We start from the raw sequence: 18,848 nt of genomic DNA, 5'->3' as shown, positions 1-18,848 counted from the left end.
GGCGTCAGGCCTGCGGCTCGTAGCCGAGGTTCGGGCGCAGCCAGCGCTCGACCTCGCTCTGCTCCATGGCCCTGCGCGCGGCGTAGTCCTCGACCTGGTCCTTGCCCAGCCTGCCCACGGTGAAGTAACGCGACTGCGGGTGCGAGAACAGCAGGCCGCTCACACTCGCGGCGGGCGTCATCGCATAGGACTCGGTCAGGTGCATGCCCTGCTCGTCGGCCCGCAGCAGCTCGAACAGGTCGCTCTTCGGGCTGTGGTCGGGGCAGGCCGGATAGCCGAGCGCGGGCCTGATGCCGCGGAAGCGCTCGGCGTGCAGGTCCTCCAGCAGCGGCTCGACATCGGGTTCGTACCAGTCGCGCCTGGCCTGCAGGTGGATGTGCTCGGCGAACGCCTCGGCCAGCCGGTCGGCCAGCGCCTTGACCATGATGGCCCGGTAGTCGTCGTGCTTGGCCTCGTACGTCGCGGCCAGCTCCTCGGCGCCGTGCACCGACACCGCGAAGCCGCCGATGTGGTCGCCCTCGGGTGCGATGTAGTCGGCCAGGCAGCGGTTCGGCCTGCCTTCGGGCTTGGCCGTCTGCTGGCGCAGCATCGGCATGAGCAGCTCGCCGTCGCCGGTGTCGATGCGGATGTCGTCCTGGTCGCGGCGGGCCCGCCAGTAGCCGTAGACGCCCCTGGCCTGGAACAGGCCGTCCGCGATGATCTGGTCGAGCAGCGCGTTGGCCTCGTCGAACAGCTCGCGGGCCACCTCCTGCTCCAGGATCGCGGGGTACTTGCCCTTCAGCTCCCAGGCCAGGAAGAAGAACTGCCAGTCGATCATGGCCCTGAGCGTCGACAGATCGGGCGTCACGGTCTTGATCCCGGTGAAGGCCGGAACCGGCAGGTCGGTGAAGTCGACCGTCTCGGCATTGGCCCTGGCCTGCTCAAGGGTGAGCATCGGCTTGCGCTGCCTGTTGGCGTGCTGCTCGCGCAGCAGCTCCTGCTCGGCCTTGTTGGCCACGTCCAGCGTGCCCGCCCGCTCGGCGTCGAGCAGGTCGGAGACCACGCCCACGACGCGGGAGGCGTCGAGCACGTGCACGGTGGTGCCCTCGAAGGCGGGGGCGATGCGCACGGCCGTGTGCTGGCGCGAGGTGGTGGCGCCGCCCACCAGCAGCGGCAGCGTCAGGCCCCGGCGCTGCATCTCGGCCGCCACCGTCACCATCTCGTCCAGCGAGGGCGTGATGAGACCGGACAGGCCCACGACGTCCGCGCCTTCGGCGATCGCGGTGTCCAGGATGACCGAGGCGGGCACCATCACGCCCAGGTCGATCACCTCGTAGTTGTTGCAGCCGAGCACCACGCCGACGATGTTCTTGCCGATGTCGTGCACGTCGCCCTTGACGGTGGCCAGCACGACCTTGCCCTGACCGCGCACGGCCTCGGCCCGGCCCTCCAGCCTGGCCAGCTCCTTCTCCGCCTCCATGAACGGCTCCAGGTAGGCCACCGAGCGCTTCATCACACGCGCGCTCTTGACCACCTGCGGCAGGAACATGCGGCCGGACCCGAACAGGTCGCCGACGATCTTCATTCCGTCCATCAGCGGGCCCTCGATCACATCGAGCGGGCGCGGCAGCTCCTGCCTGGCCTCCTCGGTGTCGGCCTCGATGAAGTCGACCACGCCGTGCACCAGCGCGTGCGCCAGCCGCTCGCGCACCGGCGCCTCACGCCAGCTCAGGTCCACCGTACGGCGGGCGCCCGCCTCGCCGCTGACGGTCTCGGCGAAGGCGACCAGCCGGTCGGTCGCGTCCTCGCGCCGGTCGAACAGCACGTCCTCGACCAGCGTGAGCAGCTCGGCCGGGATGTCCTGGTAGACGGCGAGCTGACCGGCGTTGACGATGCCCATGTCCAGCCCGGCCGCCACCGCGTGGAACAGGAAGGCCGAGTGCATGGCCTCGCGGACGACGTCGTTGCCGCGGAAGGAGAAGGACAGGTTGGAGATGCCGCCGCTGATCCTGACGCCGGGGCAGCGCTGCTTGATCAGCGGGAGCGCGTCGATGAACGCCTTGGCGTAGCCGTTGTGCTCGGCGATGCCGGTGGCCACGGCCAGCACGTTCGGGTCGAAGACGATGTCCTCGGCGGGGAAGCCGGCCTGCTGGGTGAGCAGGTCGTAGGCGCGGGCGCAGATGGAGACCTTGCGCTCGGTCGTGTCGGCCTGGCCCTGCTCGTCGAAGGCCATCACGACCACGCCGGCGCCGTAGTCGCGGATGCGCCTGGCCTGGAAGAGGAACTGCTCCTCGCCCTCCTTGAGGCTGATGGAGTTGACCACGCCCTTGCCCTGCACGCAGCGCAGGCCCGCCTCCAGGACGCTCCAGCGCGAGCTGTCGACCATGATCGGGACGCGGGCCACCTCGGGCTCGGTCGCGATCAGGTTGAGGAAGGTCGTCATCGCCGTCTCGCTGTCGAGCAGGTCGGCGTCCATGTTGACGTCGAGCAGGTTGGCGCCGCCGCGCACCTGCTCCAGCGCCACGTCGACGGCGCCCTGGTGGTCGTCGGCCTCGATCAGGCGGCGGAAGCGCGCCGAGCCGGTGACGTTGGTCCGCTCGCCGATCATCACGAACCCGGTGTCGGGGCCGATCTCGAACGGCTCCAGGCCGCTGAAGCGCGTGCGCTGCTCGGGGGCCGGGATCGGACGGGGGGCCAGCCCCTTGACGGCGTCGGCGATGCGCGAGATGTGCGCGGGCGAGGTGCCGCAGCAGCCGCCGACGATATTGACCATGCCCGAGGTGGCGAACTCGCGCAGCAGCCCGGCGGTCTCCTCCGGCGTCTCGTCGTAGCCGCCGAAGGCGTTGGGCAGACCGGCGTTGGGGTGCGAGGCGGTGTAGGTGCCGGCGAAACGCGCCAGATCGGCCACGTGCGGGCGCATCTCGGCGGCGCCGAGCGAGCAGTTGACGCCCACCACCAGCGGGTGCGCGTGCTCGATCGCCCGCCAGAACGCCTCGACGGTCTGGCCGGACAGCGTGCGGCCGCTCAGGTCGACGATCGTGACCGAGATCCACAGCGGCAGGTCGGGCGCGACCTCGCGGGCCGCGGCGATGGCGGCCTTGGCGTTGAGCGTGTCGAAGATGGTCTCGATCAGCAGCAGGTCGACGCCGCCTTCGGCCAGGGCGCTGATCTGCTCGGCGTAGGAGTCGCGCACCTGCTCGAACGTCACCGCGCGGTAGGAGGGGTCCTCCACCCTCGGCGAGAGCGACAGCGTGACGTTGAGCGGGCCGATCGAACCGGCGACGAACTTGCCGCCCGCCTCGTCCGCCGCCTGCCTGGCCAGCTGGGCACCGCGTACGTTCATCTCGCGTACCAGCGACTCCAGGCCGTAGTCGGCCTGGCCGACACTGGTGGCGGTGAAGGTGTTGGTGGTGGTGATGTCGGCGCCCGCGGCGAGGTACTGCCTGTGCACGTCGAGGATGAGGTCGGGCCTGGTCAGATTGAGCAGGTCCGGGTCGCCCGTCACGTCACGTGAGTGGTTCTCCAGCCCGAGGCCCGCGCCCCGGTAGTCGTCGGGGGTCAGTCCGGCCCCCTGCAGCATCGTGCCCCACGCGCCGTCGAGAACGGCGACGCGGCGGCCGAGCAGCTCCTTGAGCTCCTGGGTCCTGCTCGCGCGGTCGACAGTCGTCTCCACCCTGGCCACCTCCCGTTTGTATAGGGAGGCGCCCTTGGGTGTCGATCGGGGTCGAGCGTGGCGGACCCGTGGTCCGTTGCAGCGCCTCTCGACCTCGCCGTCCAGGGTAGCGAAAAGGCGATGGGGACGCGAGAAGAACTGATCCGGAACAACGTTCAGCACCGGCTTCGACCAGGGCCTGGCGCCGTATCGCACCTGGCAGCAAGCCTGGCGGGACGTGTGGCCGGGGGTAGCGGCTATGTGGCCTGACGGTGACGTTCGAGATCGGCGGCGGCGTTGAGCATGGCGGCGTCGAAGTTCGCCTCGGCCGATGCGCCGAGCCAGGGCAGGTGGCCGAGTACCTCCAGCATGACCAGCCCGTGCAGCCGCCCCCACAGCTCCAGGGCGAGGCCGAAGGCGGCGGCGGGCAGGCCGGGCGCCAGCACCGAGGCGGCGGCGCCGAGCGCGGCGGCCAGGCGCTCGTCCGGCTCCGGCGCCCTGATCGCGGCCAGTTCCCGCTCGCTCCAGTCGCCGAACACCGTCCGGGTGAGGACCGCGCCGAGCCGTCTGGCCGCGTCCGTCGTCGGCCCGCCCTCCGGGGCACGGTAGCCGGGCACGGGCGTGCCGTAGATGAGCAGGAAGCGCGCCCGGTGCTCGACCGCGTACCGCCGGTAGGCGGATGCGGCGGCGGCGATCCGCTCGCGTGAGGGCGCGCCCGCCGTACGGTCGCCGACGGTCTGCAGGGCGTCGGCGAGTGCCGCGTGCGCGTCGGTCACCAGGGCGGTGATCAGGTCGTCGCGGCTGGGGAAGTAGTGGTAGAGCGACTGCACGGTCATCCCCACCTCACGGGCGACCCCGCGCAGCGTCATCTGGCCCGACTGGGTGGCGAGCTGCTCCAGCGCGACCGTCTTGATCTCCTCGATCGTCGCGGCCCGCTTGCGTTCCCGCAGTGATCCCTCGCCCACCGGCGCCCCATTCCTCATGCCCTGCGGCCCCTGACCGCCTTCGGGCTCAGCCTAACATCAGTCGGATTGACTAACAGTGTTAGACATACCTATCGTCGTCAGGGAAACATTCTCCCCATTCGACCAAAGGGGCGCATTCGCCATGACCCTGCTGTCCTCCCCCCTCCCCCTCGCCGCTCCCGGACGGCGGCGCCTGCGCGGCGCCGGTGTGCTCCTGGCCGTCGAAGGGCTGCTCATCGCGGTTCCCGCCGTCGTGCTCGGCCAGGCGATCAACTGGCCCGCCAGCCTCGGCGAGCCCGCGTCGGTCGTGCTGCCGCTGGTGGCGCAGAACGAGCCCGCCGTACGCGCCGGGTACCTCGCCTATCTGGCGTACTCGCTGCTGTTCCTGCCGGTGATCGCCGTCCTGGTCGGCGTGTACGGGCGTGAGCACCGCCTGGCCAGGGTCGCCGTGGTGCTCGCCGGGCTCTCGGCCCTGGCCAGGGCGATCGGCATCCTGCGCTGGCTGACCGCCATGCCCGCACTGGCCAGCGGGTGGGACGGCGCGGACGCGTCGCTGCGGCAGGTCCTCGACGTGCAGTTCCAGATGCTCAACGGCTTCGGGGGCGGGATCGGCGAGTTGCTCGGTGTCGCGGCGCTCGGCGCGGCGGCCGTCGCGTGCGCCACGCTGGCCGTCAGGGCGCACGTGCCCGGCTGGGCGACCCTGCTCGGGTTCCTCGCCACCGGGGCCGCGCTGCTGCCGCTGGCCGAGCTCGCGGGCTTCGACGCGGGCGGGCTGACCAGTCTCGGCGTCGCCACCGTGCACGTGTGGCTGCTGGCCTTGGCCGCGATCCTCCTCACCCGGTCCTACGCCCGCCGTCCAGGCGCGTAGCGGCCGGGGCCGCCGCCCCTCCGGCCGCCGTCCACGCGACGACGGCGGCCAGGGCGGCCGGCGCGGCGGCGGCCCACAGCACACCGGTGGGCCCGAGCGCGTCGACCACCCGGCCGCCGAGCAGCGCCCCGCCCGAGATGGCCAGATTGAAGGAGCTCACGAACAACGCCGACCCCGCCTCGGGCGCGCCGGGCGCCGCCTTCGACAGCCAGACCTGCATCGCCACCGACACCCCGCCGTAGGCCACGCCCCACACCACGACCAGCCCCACCGCGACGAACGGCAGTCCTTGCGTCAGGGCCAGCGCCGCCACGGCCGACGCCAGCACGACGCCGATCGTCACCGCACTCCCCCGCGTCCACCGCACGGCCGCGCCGCCCGCGGCGAACGTGCCCGCGATCCCCGCCGCGCCGTACACGAGCAGCACCGGGCTCACCAGCCCGGACGCCAGTCCCGAGACCTGCTCGAGGATCGGGCGCACATAGGTGTAGGCGGCGAAGTGCCCGCTCACCAGCAGCACCGTCACCGCCAGCCCGGCCCGCAGCCTCCGCACCCGCGCCAGCGCCAGCAGCGCCCCGACGCCGATCGACCGCTCGCCGGGCAACGCGGGCAGCACCCGGGCCAGCACCGCGAGCACCAGCACCGAAAAGCCCGCCATCGCCCCGAACGCCGCCCGCCATCCCGCCGCCTCCCCCACCAGCGTGCCCACCGGCACCCCGAGCACCGAGGCCACGGCCACCCCGCTGAACACCACCGACGTGGCCGTGCCCGCCCGCCCCGGAGCCAGCCGTACGGCCAGCGTGGCCGCCAGCGCCCACACCCCGCCGATGGCCACCCCCACCAGGACCCGGGCCGTCAGCAGCACCCAGAAGACGGGAGCGAGCGCGGACAGCAGATTGGCCAGCACCAGCAGCGCCACCATGGCGCACAGCACCACCCGCCTGTCCAGCCGCCCGGCCCCGACGGCGACGAGCGGCGCGGACACGGCGGCGACCAGGCCGGGCACGGTCATCGTCAGCCCGGCCGTGCCCTCCGACACCCCGAGGGCGGAGGCGACGGAGGTGAGCAGGCCGACGGGCAGCATCTCGGTGGTCACGACGGAGAAGGTGGCGGTGGCCAGCGTGAGAATCGCCGGCCGGTTCCTGAGCGGGGTTTCGGACATGCCTTCAGCCTTTCGGCCGGGCCCGCACGGGAACAACGACGAAGTGCGCATCCTTGCATTAGCCACACTCATCGATGCGGGGGCGGCGTGGCCGGGCTGGAGATCAAGGAACTCGAGTGCTTCCTCGTGCTGGGCGAGGAGCTGCACTTCGGCAGGACCGCCGAACGGCTCTACCTGTCGCAGGGCCGCGTCAGCCAGCTGCTCGCCGCCCTGGAGCGGCGGGTCGGCGCCAGGCTCGTCGAGCGCACCAGCCGCCGGGTCGGGCTGACACCGCACGGGCAGCGCCTGCACGCCGACCTGCGTCCCGCCTACGACGCGCTGGCCGCCGTCGTGGCCGGAGCGTGCGCGCGTGAGCAGCCGTTGCGGCTCGGCTTCACCGGTCCGCTGAACGAGCGGCTGACCGGGGTGCTCACCGGGTTCGGCGAGCGCCATCCCGGCGGCGCGCTCAGCCTGCACGAGCTGCCGCTGTGCGATCCGTTCGGGGCGCTGCGCGACGGGCTGGTCGACGCCGCCATCGTGCTCGCCCCCGTGCGCGAGCCCGATCTGGTGGCGGGCCCGGTGTTCTCCAGGGAACGGCAGACGCTCGTCGTGCCCGCCGGGCATCACCTGGCCGGGCGGGCGGAGATCGACGCCGAGGAACTGGCTGGGTGCGTGCTCATCGGCGTGGCCGAGCCCGCGCCCGCGTACTGGCGGCTGGCCCAGGCGCCCCGGCGCACACCGCGGGGGCTCGACATCGCGCACGGGCCCGCCGTGCGCACGTTGCAGGAGGCGCTGACGATGATCGCGGGCGGGCGCGGCACCATGTTGCTGTGCGGGCCGAGCGCGCTCTACCACTCCCGCCGCGACCTGGCCTCCGTGCCCGTCACCGGACTGCCCGACTCCGAACTCGCCCTGACCTGGCACCGCGACCGCGACAGCACCGCCGTACGCGCGCTCGGCGAGGCGATGGCGGCCTACGCCGGGTAGCCGAGCGGCCGGGCAGGCCGGAAGAGGTGGTCGATCGGCGGGTCGGCCGGGGTGTCGCCGAACAGGTCGGCCAGCCGGGCCGCCATCGCCGGGCGCAGCGGCAACCGGCGGCCCAGGCGCCGCTCGTGGTAGCGCTCCTGCAGTTGGACGAACAGAAATCCGGCCCGCCCGAAATGCACGAGCGCTTCGGGCGCGCCACCGGTGACGAGGTCGTCGGCCAGGTCGAGGTACACCGACTGGTAGGCCGTGCGCCTGCGCCGCTCGCCGTGGTCGTGCCCGGTGGGCGGGTGGTCGTCGAGCCGGTAGACGTCCATCGCCGACTTGCACAGGTCCATGGAGATCGCGTCGCAGATGGAGCTGTCCATCAGCCAGGTCCACGACAGCGGCCCCGCACGGCACACCCGGCCGACGACGACCGCGGCGCCGTAGGTGTTGGCGGTGTGGGTACGGTGGATCACCGCGTCCCACACGCCGTTCAGGCCGTTCAGCCTCGCGTGCAGGCCGGGATGGACCTTCTCGGCGTACTGCACGACGTACTGGCGGGCCAGCGACAGCATGACCAGGGTCCCGTCCCGGCCCCACCCCTGCCGCTCCATCGCGGCGGCCAGATCGGCGGCCGACCTGCCGTACATGCGGAACCGGCCGTGCACCAGGTCGAGGGGCGGGACGCAGAGGTCGTCGCAGATGGTGCTGAAGGCGATGTAGTGCACGGCCGTCGGCAGGTCGGCGTAGCGCTCGCCGCACCAGTTGGCCATCCACTGGACACTGTCACGGGCGGCGTAGGTCACCAGCTCGGACGCCGAGGCCGCCCGCTTGTTCGACCAGTCGCGGTAGTCCTCGCCCGATGCCGCCGCCGGGTCGTCGAGCCCGGCCGTCGCGGCGCGCAGGATCGGCCACAGGTTCTCCTCGTGCGCCTGCGGCGTGCCCGGCGTGTAGCCTCCGCCGCCCATGAGGGGGAACAGGTGCGCGGTGTCCTTGGTGTAGCGCGAACGTGCCGAGCGTGGCGGCGCGGGGGGCGGCGGCGTCCTCGGGTAGTGCAGGAACGTGCAGCCGGACGTGCGTGCGCAGGCCCGGCCGCACCACATCTCGTGTGCCGCCTCCAGCAGCTCCGCCACCGTGCCGCAGGCGGCCAGCCGCCGCCACACCCGCGCCGGCGTCGTCGTGGGAAGGCTGTGCGGCATCCTCCACGCCTATCCCCCGGCGCGGGCGCACGGAAGTACGCCGCGAGCCGCAGTTGTGTCACCCCGCGGCCGGTCAGGTGAGCGCCTCCAGTTCGGCGGCCCGGCGCAGGTCCTTGGGGCGGCCCAGGGCGCGGCGCATGTCGATGAGGTCCTGTCTGCCGACGTAGTGGACGCGCAGGCCGTCGGTGTCGACGGCGGTGAGCGCGCGGTCGAGGCAGTCGCGCACGCGGACGGCTCCCCAGGGCAGGTCCACCGTGCAGCAGTCGCCGCCCGCTCCCGGCGAGGTGAACGCCACCTTCGGGCGCAGCAGGGCGTCGGCGCGCACCGCGAGGGTGCGGCCCCGGTCGTCGTGGAGACGGGCCCCGGCCGAGGCGAAGGCTTCGGCCAGGGCGGGCGCGTGGGCGGGTGCGCCGTCCCAGAGCAGGTCCAGGTCGCCGGTCGGTTCGGCCGAGCCGTGCATGATGCCGGCCACCTGCCCGATCACGACGACGCGTACCCCACTGCGATCGAGCGCCCGCAGCAGGACGAACGGGTCGAACCCGACCGCGCCGTCGGTGGCGACCGTACCGGCGTCGTCGTCGGCGTCCTGATGGCCCAGCCCGGTCTCCGCCCGCCCCTCGGCCAGCTCACGGGTGCGGCGGGCGGCGGCCCTGAGGCGTTCCAGCGGTTCGTCGATCACCCTGCCCATGCAACACCCCACCGGCCCGGGCTGTCACCGTACGGCGGGCAGCAGGTGGTCCCGGATGAAGCGGCCCTCGTTCACCACCACGCCGTCGGCGTCGGGTGAGGTGTCCTGGGTGGTGGCGAAGACGATGTCGAGACTCGGGATGACATAGAGGAACTGCCCGCCGAATCCCCAGCCGAAGAACATCTCCACCCCGCGCACGGTCCGCGTCCACCACCCGGAGGAGTAGCCGTAGGTCTCGTCCACGGTGAACGACGTTCTCCCGGCCTGCTCGACGGTGGCACGCGGCACGACGCGCATGCCGTTCCACAGGCCGCCGTTCAGGTAGAGCTGGCCGAACCTGGCCATCTCGCGCGGTCTGAGGTAGAGGTTGTAGCCGCCCGAGTACACCTTCTGCGGGTCGCGGCCCCAGTGTTCGGGTGTGATGCGCAGCTTGGCGAACAGGCGGGTCTCGGCGTAGCGGCAGGTGCTCATGCCGGTGGCGTTCTGCAGGACGGCCGACAGGATGTGGGTGTTGCCGCTGCCGTAGGTGAACGTCGTGCCCGGCCGGTGGGCCAGCGGCCTGGCCAGGATGGCGCGTACCCAGTTCCGCTGCTTCTCGATGCTCTTCTCGGTGCGGTCCTCCTGCCACTTCAGGCCGGACGACATGCTGAGGAGCTGGGCGAGGGTGATGTCCTTCTTGTCGGCTCCCGGGCCGGTGAAGTAGGCGGCGGGCAGGTATGCGCTCGCCCGGTCGTCCAGCCCGCCGATGTGCCCTTCGGCGACGGCGATGCCGACGAGGGCCTGCAGCACGCCCTTGGAGGAGGAGTGGATGTTACGGGCCAGATGGGCGGCCCCGCCGTGGAAGTAGGCCTCCTCGACCAGCTTGCCGTGGCGCATCACGATGACGCTGGTCAGCGAGGACGTGCGGGCCAGCGAGGCGATCCCCGCCTTGAGCCTGACGCCGTCCAGCCCTTCGGCCTCCGGCGTCGAGCGCTTCCAGTCGGCGGAGTCGTCGCGCCTGTCGGCATAGGTGGGGTTGTCCTCGTAGAAGCCGCTCCCCTGGCGTTGGTGGATCTTCTCGCAGTCCGGCTGCGGCGGTCCGGCCCGCGCCGTGCCCGCCCCCGGGACGCTGCAGGCGGTGGCGGCCGAGGTCAGCAAGGCGGCCAGCCGGATCGCTCCCCGTCGACGCATCGTGTGCCCTTCCGTGCGGTGAGGTGCTGCCGATGATCAGGAGAACGCACGCCGGGCCCGCCCGGTTCACCGTCGCACCCGGTAACAGGTCGGCGACCATGCCTCGGTGGCACGCGACGGCTGTAGCACAGTGGGCACATGAGCTTCCCCTCGGCTCCCGCCCCTGAGCCCGGCCGCCGCACCCAGACCTCGGGCAGGCAGGCCGTGGGCGTGGGCCGGGACCTGATCAGCTCGACGATCAACACGGGCGACACGTTCGTGACCGCGCGCGCCCGCCCGCCCCTCCGCCCGGTACGGCTGGCGCCACGGCCGCCGAGCCTGGCCGGGCGCGACGAGTGCCTGGCCGTGCTGCACGAGTGGCTGACGCCTCCCGGCGCGGACGCCACGCCGGTGATCGTCGTCGTCCACGGGCTCGGCGGGGTCGGCAAGACGAGTGTGAGCGCGGAGTACGCCCATCGGTACCAGCACGAGTGCGCCCTGGTGTGGCAGTTGCCCGCCGAGAGCCCGGCCGTGCTGACGGCCGAGTTCGCCAGGCTCGCCGCAGTGCTCGGCGCCGAGAGCGGCGAAGGCGTGCACGTGGCCGACCAGGTGCACGCCCTGCTGGCCGCCTACGACCGGCCCTGGCTGCTCATCTTCGACAACGCGCCCGACCTGGCCTCGGTCCAGGCGTTGCTGCCGCCCGCCGGGCCCGGCCGGGTGCTGATCACCAGCCGTTCGGCTCTCTGGCCGACTGCGACGCGGCTCGAGCTCGGCGTGCTCGACCTGCCGGTGGCCGCGTCGTTCGTCCTGGAGAGCGCCGGGCACCACGACCCGGGCGAGGGCGAGATGTTGCTGGCCGAGGAGATCGCGGCCCAGCTCGGCGGGCTGCCGCTGGCCCTGGTGCAGTGCGGCGCGTACATCACCGCGACCGGGATCTCCCTGGCGGCCTACCTCGACCTGCTGAGCGAGCAGCGGATGCGGGTGCTCGGCGAGGGAGAGGCGTGGGGGTATGCCGAGCGCGTGGCCTCCACCTGGAGCATGGCGCTGGCCCATCTGCAGGAGCACCGGCCCGCGGCCGTCGCCCTGCTGCGGCTGCTTGGCCTGCTACCTGTCGGAGGCGATCCCGTACCGGCTGCTGCTCGGGGCCGCCGCGGGGCTGCCGGAGTTCGCCGCGCCGGGCACGGGCGCGCGGGAGCCGGAGCCGGCCCGGGTCGCCGAGCAGGTCAGGCCGCTGCCGGCCGATCCCGTCGCCCTGAACGCCGCCATCATCGCGCTGCGCAGTCACGGCCTCGTCGGGCGTCCCGCCGACGGCGCCATCTCCGTGCACCGCCTGGTCCAGGCCGTCACGCTTGATCAGCAGCCTCCCGCGCACCGCGACGCCTGGCACCGGCTGGCCGTGCTCCTGCTCGAAGCGGCCGTGCCCGAGGACACCGACGACACATCGGTGTGGCCGCATTTCGCCCAGTTGCTGCCGCATGCCCTCCATCTGTGTCAGCCGGGTTCACGGGCGTTGTGGCGGATGCTGCGTTACCTGGGCGCGAGCGGCGACTACTCAGCGGCGCACACGCTGGCCCGGGACCTGTACCACCACTCGCGCGCCGCCTACGGGGAGGAGGACCCCGACACGATCGCGGCCCGCGCGCACATGGCCCAATGGACGGGGCGCGCCGGTGACGCGGTGGGGGCGCGCGGCCAGTTCGCCGCCCTGCTGCCCCTGTCCAGGCGCGCGCTCGGCGCCGACCACCCCGACACCCTCAGCATCCACGACGGCCTCGCCGACTGGACAGGCCGGGCGGGCGACCCCGAAGAGGCCCGCGTCGGGTACACCCACCTCCTGCACGACCGTGAGCGCGCCCTGGGCGTCGACCATCCGCAGACCGTCCGGACACGCGCCTTCGTCGCCTACTGGACCGGGATGACAGGTCGCCGGGCGCAGGCCCTTGAGCTGTATCTCGCCGTGCTGCCCGACGACATCCGCGTCCTGGGCGCCGAACATCCCCACACCCTCAACACCCGCGCCCACATCGCCGAGCACACAGGCACGACGGGCGACGCGGCGGGAGCCAGGGACCAGTACGCCGACCTGGTGTCCTCCTATACACGCGTGTGGGGCGCGGACCACCTTGAGACCCTGGAAACCCGTGCCAACACGGCCTTCTGGACGGGGAAGGCCGGTGACGCGGCGGCGGCACGTGACCAGTACGCCGCCCTGCTCCCGGCCTATCTGCGTACCCGGGGCCCCGAGGACGCGCACACCGTCGCCGTCCGCGCCCAGCTCGCCGACTGGGCGGCCTGGACGGGAGACATTCCGTCCGCCCGCGCGGAGTACACGACGGTGCTGCGCCTGCGTGAGCGTACGCTCGGCCCGGAGCACCCGCAGACGGCCGAGATCCGCGCGATCCTCGACGCCTACGCCTCCCCCGCACCGCCCGTAGACGACGCCCTGGCCTCGGGCCGCCTCGCCCGCTTCCGGCTGCGGCCAGGGTGGCTTGAGGTGCTGGTCGGCGCGGTGGTCATGGCGGCGGGCTGGTACGGCGGGGTCGTCCTGTCCGACGCGCTGGACCCGGGGCCCGCCGTGCACGGGCTGCTGTCGGCCGCGCTGCCCGGGATGTGCGGGCTGCTCGCCTTCGGGGCGGCGTTCGCGGTGCGGATCCGGACGCCGGGACCGTTCGGGGTACGGGCGGCGTCGGAGCGTTGGCTGCTGGCGGGAGTCGCGGGCGGGGTGGCGGCCTGGCTGCTGAGCCGGGTGGCCTATTCGGCCTTCACCTCCGCCGCCGGGCACGCCGGTCTCGTGCGGGAGCCGTACCAGGCGGGCGGGCCGGTGGTCCTCGTGCTGACGCTGCTCATGGCGGCCGTGCTGACGCCGGTCGGGGAGGAGTTGCTGTTCAGGGGGGTGGTGGCGACGGTGCTGCTCAGGTACGGGGCGGTGGTGGGCGTCGTGGGCAGTGCGGTGGTGTCCGCGCTCGCGCACGGGATCGACTCGGCGCTGCCGGCCGCGTTCGTCGTGGGACTGGTCGCCGCCGAGGTGATGCGGCGCAGCGGCTCGATCTGGCCTGCCGTCCTGGTGCACACGGTCAGCACTGCGATCGGCCTGACCGTCGGCGTGCTGAGCGCCGGTTCGGTGTACCACGTCTGAGCGGCGAGCGTCAGTCCCGGGAGCGGCGGGCCAGATAGCCGCGTTTGACGATGTCGGGCCGGATGTCGTCGGGGCTGCCGGTGGCCGAGACGACGCGGTCGAGCACACGCAGGGACGCCTCGCGCTCCTCGATCTCGCGGCGCAGCCGCAGCCTGACCTCCTCCAGCTCGCCCGCGACCTCCGGCTCGACGATCACATGACAGGCGTCGCCCTCGCGCACGGCCGACAGCAGCACGCCGATCTTGCCGCTGCACATCCCGGCGGCGAACAGCAGCTGGATCTGGCCGACCCTGACGACCGCGTCCTCGCCGTAGTCGCGGTAGCCGTTGGCGCCACGCATCGGGACGAGCAGGCCCTGCTCCTCGTAGTAGCGGAGCGACCTGACGCTCACCCCCGCGCGCTGCGCGAGCTCTCCGATCCGCATGCCGTCGATGCTACGCGCTTGACCCTCACATGGACGTGAGGGCCTAGCTTGCCGCCTATGACGACGATGTGCGAGGCCGGCGCGCTGCTGCGGCCGTACGAGGGTGGGGTGTGGCCGCTGCGCGACCGCATGGTGGCGACCGCGTCGCAGGCGGGCGACGCCCATGACGTCACCGACGTGCCGCACCCGGCCACCGGACGGCGCTACGCGGGGCTGGCCGGGGGCGGGCTGATGATCGGCGAGGCGGTCGCGGTGTCGCGGATGGGCAAGCAGGGGCCGGGCGTTCCGGGGCTGGCCACGGCCGGGCAGGTGGCGGCGTGGCGGGCCGCGGTCGAGCAGGTGCACGCGGCGGGCGGGACGGTCGTCGCGCTGCTCACCCATGCCGGGCGGCTCTCGCACCCGCTCACGCTGCCGGGCTGGCGGCGGCCCGTCGCGCCGTCGGCGGTGGCGCCGGGCGGCAGGGTGGCGACCTGGCGCGGATGGCGCTCGCCGGTGCCGCCGGACGCGCTGGAGGCGGCCGAACTGGCCGCGACCGTGCTGGCGTTCGCCGAGGCGGCGCGTGGCGCCGTGGCCGCCGGGTTCGACGCGGTGGAGGTACAGGCCGGTGAGGGGCATCTGCTGCACCAGTTCCTCGCCGACGGCGTCAACCGGCGCACGGACGGCTACGGGGGCTCGGCCGCCGGGCGCGTCAGGTTCGCCGTCGAGGTCGCCGAGGCGGTGGCGGACGCGATCGGCGCGCACCGGACCGGCGTGCGTGTGTCACCGGGTTCGGGCGCGCACGACGTGTGCGAGAGCGATCCCGTCGCCGTGCACCGCGTGCTCGCCGAGGCGCTGCGCCCGCTCGGCCTGGCCCATCTGCACGTCCTCGACCAGGGCGGCGACGAGGTCCTGTCCGCGATGCGCGCGGCCTGGCCCGGCACCCTGATCTCGGGCCCCCGGCCCGCCACCCCTGAGGCGGGTGAGGCCCGGCTCGCGCTCGGCGCCGACCTGGTCTCCTTCACGGGTACGGCGCCGCTTCGGCGCTCAGCGTAGCTTCGGGTCGAGCGCGTCGCGCACCACGTCGCCGAGCAGCAGGAAGCTGAGCACGGTCGCGGTCAGGAACACCGAGGGGAACACCAGCAGGTGCGGATGCTCGGAGAAGTAGTTCTGCGCCACGTTCAGCTGCATGCCCCACGACACGTCCGGGTACTGCAGGCCGACGCCCAGGTAGTCGAGCGTGGCCTCACCGGCGATGACATTGCCGACATTGAGCATCGCGACCACGAACACGGGCGCGAACGCGTTGGGCATGATGTGCTTGATCATGATCCGCACCGGCGAGGCCCCGAGCATCCGGGCCGCCGTGACGAAGTCCATGTCGCGCACCGCGATCACCTGGGCCCGCATCAGCCTGGTCATCGTCGTCCAGCCGAGCAGCACCAGCACCAGCGTCATGGCGCTCATCCCGTGCCCGGGAAAGGCGACGAGCACGACGGTCGCGCCGAGTACGAACGGGATGCCGAAGAACACATCCGTCAGCCGCGAGACCACGACGTCGATCCAGCCGCCGTAGAAGCCGCTGAGCAGGCCCAGCACGACCGCGATGAACAGGGCGAACACCGTGACGGCGACGCCTATGAGCACCGAGGCGCGGGTGCCGTGCACGATCTGCGACCAGTACTCGCAGCCCTGCAGGTCGTACCCGAACGGCGCGCCAGGCCCCGGCCCGTGCTTCGACATGCGGATCCGGCACCCGTCGTTGGGCCCGAACGAGGCGAACAGGTCGGGCAGCAGCGCCATCGCCACCGCGAGGAGCAGGATGACGGCCGCGATCCAGAAGACGGCACGGCCGCGCAGCTCCACCCAGGCGTCCCACCACAGCGAACCGCGCACGGCCGGTGGTGTCGTCGTCTCAGCCACGGCGAATCCTCGGATCGAGCACGCCGTAGAGCAGGTCCACGACGAGGTTGACGAGCAGGAAGATCAGGACGAGCGCGGTGACCACGCCGACGACGACCGGCCCCTCCTGCAGCTGGATCGACTGGAAGACCTGCCCGCCGATGCCCGGCAGGTTGAAGATGCCCTCGGTGACGACGGCTCCCGCCATGAGGTTGCCGAAGTCGACGCCGAGGAAGGTCACGACCGGGATGAGCGAGTTGCGCAACGCGTGCGTGCCGATGACGCGACGGCGGCGCATCCCCTTGGCCTTCGCGGTGCGCACGTAGTCGGCGCGCAGGTTCTCGACGAGCGAGGTCCTGGTCAGCCTGGCGACATAGGCGAGCCCGAACGAGCCGAGCACCATGCCGGGCAGCAGGTAGGCGTAGGGGAAGCCGTCGTCGATCCCGGCCGTGGGGAACAGGTTCAGATGCAGTCCGAGTACGATCTGCGCGACGTAGCCGACGACGAAGACCGGCACCGCGATGATGAACGTGGTTCCGGCCAGGACGGCCGTGTCCACGATGCCGCCGCGCCGCAGCCCCGCCAGCACGCCGAGCCCGATCCCGACGACGAGCTCGAAGACCCAGGCGACCAGCGTGAGCCGCAGCGTCACCAGCCAGCGGTCCTCCAGCAGCTCGGCGACCGGCCTGCCGGTGAAGGTCTCGCCGAGGTCGCCCTGGACGACACCGAGCATGTACTTGCCGTACTGCACCAGCAGGGGGTCGTTGAGGTGGTAGCGCTCGCGCAACGCCTGGAGGATGTGCTCGGGCACGTCCTTCTCGCCCGCCAGCGCCAGGATGGGGTCGCCCGGCAGGTAGAAGACCATCGCGTAGATGAGGAACGTCGTCCCGAGGAACACCGGGACCGCCTGGAGCAGTCGGTGGACCGCATATTTCACGAAAAATCCGGTTCTGCCACCGACTGTCCTTGGGGCACACCGGGTCGGTGTGCCCCAAGGGGAACGGCAGCGCTACTCGACGATTGCCCCGGCCCGAGCGGCGAGCATGGAGCGGGGGCTCGGGCCTGCCTTCCGGCGTTCGCGTGCCGACGCCTTCACGACGGCATCCCGTTCCGACGCTCGTATGCCGGCGCCCTCACGTCGGCGCCTACTTGACGGTGATCGTGTCGAGGTTCGGGCTGTAGGCGTCGAGGTTGACGCCCGTGAGCCTGTCGGAGTAGCCCGCCTGGTCCTGCCAGTTCCACAGGGGGGCCATCGGCATCTCCTTCAGCGCCACGTCCTCGGCCTGCTGGTAGAGCGGGATCGAGGCGTCGGTCGTGGGGGCGGCGTTGGCCTGGGCGATGAGGTCGTCGAACTGCTTGTTCTCCCAGCCCATCCGGTTGCCCGCCCCCCACATGGACTCCAGATAGTTCTGCGCGCTCGGATAGTCCATGACCCAGTTGTTGCGGTACGGGCCGTCCTGCTGGTGGGCGCGCAGCGTCGAGAGGTAGTCGGCGGCGGGCACCTTGCGGAACTTGATGTCGGCGATGCCCAGGTTGTCCTTGAGCTGGTTGGCGACCGCGGTCATCCACTGCTCGTAGCTGGGATCGGCGTTGGAGAAGTACAGGTTGAGCGTGCCGGAGAAGCCGCCCGACTGGTCGAACAGCGCCTTGGCCTTGGCCGGGTCGTAGACGCACGCCTCGCCGCAGGCGTTCTCGCGGTAGCCGGGCACCAGCGGTGCGACCAGCGAGGCCATCGGCTTGAACGCCCCGTCGTAGACCGCGTCCACGATGGCCTGCCTGTCGATCGCCATCGAGACGGCCCTGCGCAGACCGGCGTTCTGGAACCTCTTGTCGAAGACCGGGAAGCCCAGGTAGTCCATCGTGCCGCCGGGCGTGGCGACGAACCTGTCACCCAGCAGCTTCTTCGCCTCGGCCGCATTGGCCGGAGGGATGGTCTGCAGCAGGTCGACGTTCCCGCCGCGCAGGTCGACATAGGCGGCGTCCCGGTCGACGTAGATCTTGAAGTCGATTCCGGCCGACCGCGCCGGACGCGGTCCCGCGTAGCCGTCGAACCTCTTGACCTTGATCCGCCTGCCGCGCTCCCACTCCCCGTCGATCATGAAGGGGCCGTTGCCGATCGGCTTGACGTCATAGCCCTTGGCGTCGGTCAGGGCGGCCTTCGGCATGGGGGCGAAGCCCGTGTAGGCCAGCGTGATGGGGAACTGGCTGAACGGCGCGGTGAGCGTCACCCGCAGGGTCGACTCGTCGACGACCTTCAGCCCGCTCATCGTCTCGGCCTTGGGCGAGGCGCCCTCCTCCTCCGGGTTGAGGTCGGCATAGCCCTCGATGTTGCCGAAGTAGTAGTTGTTGGTCCAGGCGTTGGGCGCGTAGGCGGTGGCGTTCCAGGCGTCGGCGAAGCTCTGGGCGGTGACGGCCTCGCCGTTGTGGAACTTCTGGCCTGCCTTGATCTTGATGGTCCAGACCTTCTGGTCGGTGCTGGTGACCGATTCGGCCGCGCGCATGACCGGTTTGCCCTGGGCGTCGATGACGACGAGCGTGTCGAAGAGCGCCTGTAAGACGGTGATGGAGTAGCTGCTGGAGGTGTTGCCGGGCGTCAGGTGATCGGGTTCGGTCAGGGCGACCGCGAAGGTGGCCGCCTGGTCGCCCCCGCCTTCGGACGGCGTGCCCCCCGCCTTGCCCGGCTCACCGCCGCCGCAGCCGCTCGCCGCCAGCAGCGCCGCCAGGAGGACGGCGGTACCCCGTGTTCTCGTGAAGACCGTCACTCTTTGTCCGCCTCTCCTTGACTCCGGCGTAATGCCGG

Annotated in this window: 15 protein-coding genes and 1 riboswitch; of the genes, 5 read left to right on the top strand and 10 right to left on the bottom strand. The window is 72.1% G+C overall.

The window, feature by feature from the left end:
• Positions 1–4: 4 nt before the first annotated feature.
• Together metH and ACTWNK_RS17105 are read right to left on the bottom strand one after the other, a co-directional pair.
• Positions 5–3,652: a methionine synthase gene (gene metH / locus ACTWNK_RS17110; RefSeq protein WP_474304974.1), complete on the bottom strand. Its 3,648-nt coding sequence runs from the start codon at positions 3,650–3,652 to the stop codon at positions 5–7.
• 19 nt (positions 3,653–3,671) lie between these two features.
• Positions 3,672–3,748: riboswitch (S-adenosyl-L-homocysteine riboswitch) on the bottom strand.
• A 140-nt stretch (positions 3,749–3,888) separates the two neighbouring features.
• Entirely contained in the window at positions 3,889–4,596 is a 708-nt protein-coding gene (locus tag ACTWNK_RS17105; RefSeq protein ID WP_474304973.1) for a TetR/AcrR family transcriptional regulator, read from the bottom strand.
• A 142-nt stretch (positions 4,597–4,738) separates the two neighbouring features.
• On the opposite strand from ACTWNK_RS17105, the gene ACTWNK_RS17100 reads away from it, so the two are divergent.
• Complete coding sequence (locus ACTWNK_RS17100) at positions 4,739–5,464, top strand: DUF4386 family protein (RefSeq protein ID WP_474304972.1); 726 nt, start codon at positions 4,739–4,741, stop codon at positions 5,462–5,464.
• Here ACTWNK_RS17100 and ACTWNK_RS17095 read toward each other — a convergent pair.
• Positions 5,430–6,626 carry an MFS transporter gene (locus tag ACTWNK_RS17095; protein WP_474304971.1) on the bottom strand — a complete coding sequence of 399 codons (1,197 nt, stop codon included), beginning with the start codon at positions 6,624–6,626 and terminating at the stop codon, positions 5,430–5,432. The genes ACTWNK_RS17100 and ACTWNK_RS17095 overlap by 35 nt on opposite strands.
• 87 nt (positions 6,627–6,713) lie before the next feature.
• On the opposite strand from ACTWNK_RS17095, the gene ACTWNK_RS17090 reads away from it, so the two are divergent.
• On the top strand, positions 6,714–7,592 hold the full coding sequence (locus tag ACTWNK_RS17090) for a LysR family transcriptional regulator (RefSeq protein WP_474304970.1): 879 nt from the start codon (positions 6,714–6,716) through the stop codon (positions 7,590–7,592).
• Here ACTWNK_RS17090 and ACTWNK_RS17085 read toward each other — a convergent pair.
• From ACTWNK_RS17085 to ACTWNK_RS17075, 3 genes are all read right to left on the bottom strand, one after another.
• Positions 7,580–8,773: a hypothetical protein gene (locus tag ACTWNK_RS17085; protein WP_474304969.1), complete on the bottom strand. Its 1,194-nt coding sequence runs from the start codon at positions 8,771–8,773 to the stop codon at positions 7,580–7,582. The two genes, ACTWNK_RS17090 and ACTWNK_RS17085, sit on opposite strands and share 13 nt — an antisense overlap.
• A gap of 73 nt (positions 8,774–8,846) precedes the next feature.
• Positions 8,847–9,461: a hypothetical protein gene (locus ACTWNK_RS17080; protein ID WP_474304968.1), complete on the bottom strand. Its 615-nt coding sequence runs from the start codon at positions 9,459–9,461 to the stop codon at positions 8,847–8,849.
• Positions 9,462–9,485: 24 nt separating this feature from the next.
• Positions 9,486–10,631, bottom strand: a complete 1,146-nt coding sequence (locus ACTWNK_RS17075; protein ID WP_474304967.1) for a serine hydrolase domain-containing protein — start codon at positions 10,629–10,631, stop codon at positions 9,486–9,488.
• 138 nt (positions 10,632–10,769) lie between these two features.
• Here ACTWNK_RS17075 and ACTWNK_RS17070 point away from each other — a divergent pair, with 138 nt between their 5' ends.
• Positions 10,770–11,963 carry a hypothetical protein gene (locus ACTWNK_RS17070; RefSeq protein WP_474304966.1) on the top strand — a complete coding sequence of 398 codons (1,194 nt, stop codon included), beginning with the start codon at positions 10,770–10,772 and terminating at the stop codon, positions 11,961–11,963.
• A gap of 166 nt (positions 11,964–12,129) precedes the next feature.
• A complete protein-coding gene (locus ACTWNK_RS17065; RefSeq protein ID WP_474310934.1) occupies positions 12,130–13,746 on the top strand; it encodes a tetratricopeptide repeat protein in 1,617 nt (538 codons plus the stop codon).
• Positions 13,747–13,756: 10 nt separating this feature from the next.
• Here ACTWNK_RS17065 and ACTWNK_RS17060 read toward each other — a convergent pair whose 3' ends face one another.
• On the bottom strand, positions 13,757–14,170 hold the full coding sequence (locus ACTWNK_RS17060) for a MerR family transcriptional regulator (protein ID WP_474304965.1): 414 nt from the start codon (positions 14,168–14,170) through the stop codon (positions 13,757–13,759).
• A 57-nt stretch (positions 14,171–14,227) separates the two neighbouring features.
• Here ACTWNK_RS17060 and ACTWNK_RS17055 point away from each other — a divergent pair, with 57 nt between their 5' ends.
• On the top strand, positions 14,228–15,202 hold the full coding sequence (locus tag ACTWNK_RS17055) for an oxidoreductase (protein WP_474304964.1): 975 nt from the start codon (positions 14,228–14,230) through the stop codon (positions 15,200–15,202).
• Here the strand turns inward: ACTWNK_RS17055 and ACTWNK_RS17050 are convergent.
• The 3 genes from ACTWNK_RS17050 to ACTWNK_RS17040 all read right to left on the bottom strand — a co-directional run bounded on the left by ACTWNK_RS17050 (position 15,194) and on the right by ACTWNK_RS17040 (position 18,810).
• A complete protein-coding gene (locus ACTWNK_RS17050; RefSeq protein ID WP_474304963.1) occupies positions 15,194–16,069 on the bottom strand; it encodes an ABC transporter permease in 876 nt (291 codons plus the stop codon). The two genes, ACTWNK_RS17055 and ACTWNK_RS17050, sit on opposite strands and share 9 nt — an antisense overlap.
• Positions 16,062–16,985 (bottom strand): ABC transporter permease, encoded by a 924-nt coding sequence (locus tag ACTWNK_RS17045; RefSeq protein ID WP_474304962.1) that lies wholly within the window; start codon positions 16,983–16,985, stop codon positions 16,062–16,064. The genes ACTWNK_RS17050 and ACTWNK_RS17045 overlap by 8 nt, the downstream gene beginning before the upstream one ends.
• 208 nt (positions 16,986–17,193) lie before the next feature.
• Positions 17,194–18,810 (bottom strand): peptide ABC transporter substrate-binding protein, encoded by a 1,617-nt coding sequence (locus tag ACTWNK_RS17040; RefSeq protein WP_474304961.1) that lies wholly within the window; start codon positions 18,808–18,810, stop codon positions 17,194–17,196.
• Positions 18,811–18,848 lie beyond the last annotated feature (38 nt).

This window comes from Nonomuraea sp. IBHARD001 (assembly GCF_056106265.1).
This window is presented reverse-complemented; position numbering and strand designations above follow the sequence as displayed.

What these genes read in the sequence shown, in the direction of transcription:
- ACTWNK_RS17100 (WP_474304972.1), top strand. Translation starts at nt 4,739, where the DNA reads ATGACCCTGCTGTCCTCCCCCCTCCCCCTCGCCGCTCCCGGACGGCGG.
- ACTWNK_RS17095 (WP_474304971.1), bottom strand. Translation starts at nt 6,626, where the DNA reads ATGTCCGAAACCCCGCTCAGGAACCGGCCGGCGATTCTCACGCTGGCC.
- ACTWNK_RS17085 (WP_474304969.1), bottom strand. Translation starts at nt 8,773, where the DNA reads ATGCCGCACAGCCTTCCCACGACGACGCCGGCGCGGGTGTGGCGGCGG.
- ACTWNK_RS17080 (WP_474304968.1), bottom strand. Translation starts at nt 9,461, where the DNA reads ATGGGCAGGGTGATCGACGAACCGCTGGAACGCCTCAGGGCCGCCGCC.
- ACTWNK_RS17075 (WP_474304967.1), bottom strand. Translation starts at nt 10,631, where the DNA reads ATGCGTCGACGGGGAGCGATCCGGCTGGCCGCCTTGCTGACCTCGGCC.
- ACTWNK_RS17070 (WP_474304966.1), top strand. Translation starts at nt 10,770, where the DNA reads ATGAGCTTCCCCTCGGCTCCCGCCCCTGAGCCCGGCCGCCGCACCCAG.
- ACTWNK_RS17065 (WP_474310934.1), top strand. Translation starts at nt 12,130, where the DNA reads ATGCTGCGTTACCTGGGCGCGAGCGGCGACTACTCAGCGGCGCACACG.
- ACTWNK_RS17060 (WP_474304965.1), bottom strand. Translation starts at nt 14,170, where the DNA reads ATGCGGATCGGAGAGCTCGCGCAGCGCGCGGGGGTGAGCGTCAGGTCG.
- ACTWNK_RS17055 (WP_474304964.1), top strand. Translation starts at nt 14,228, where the DNA reads ATGACGACGATGTGCGAGGCCGGCGCGCTGCTGCGGCCGTACGAGGGT.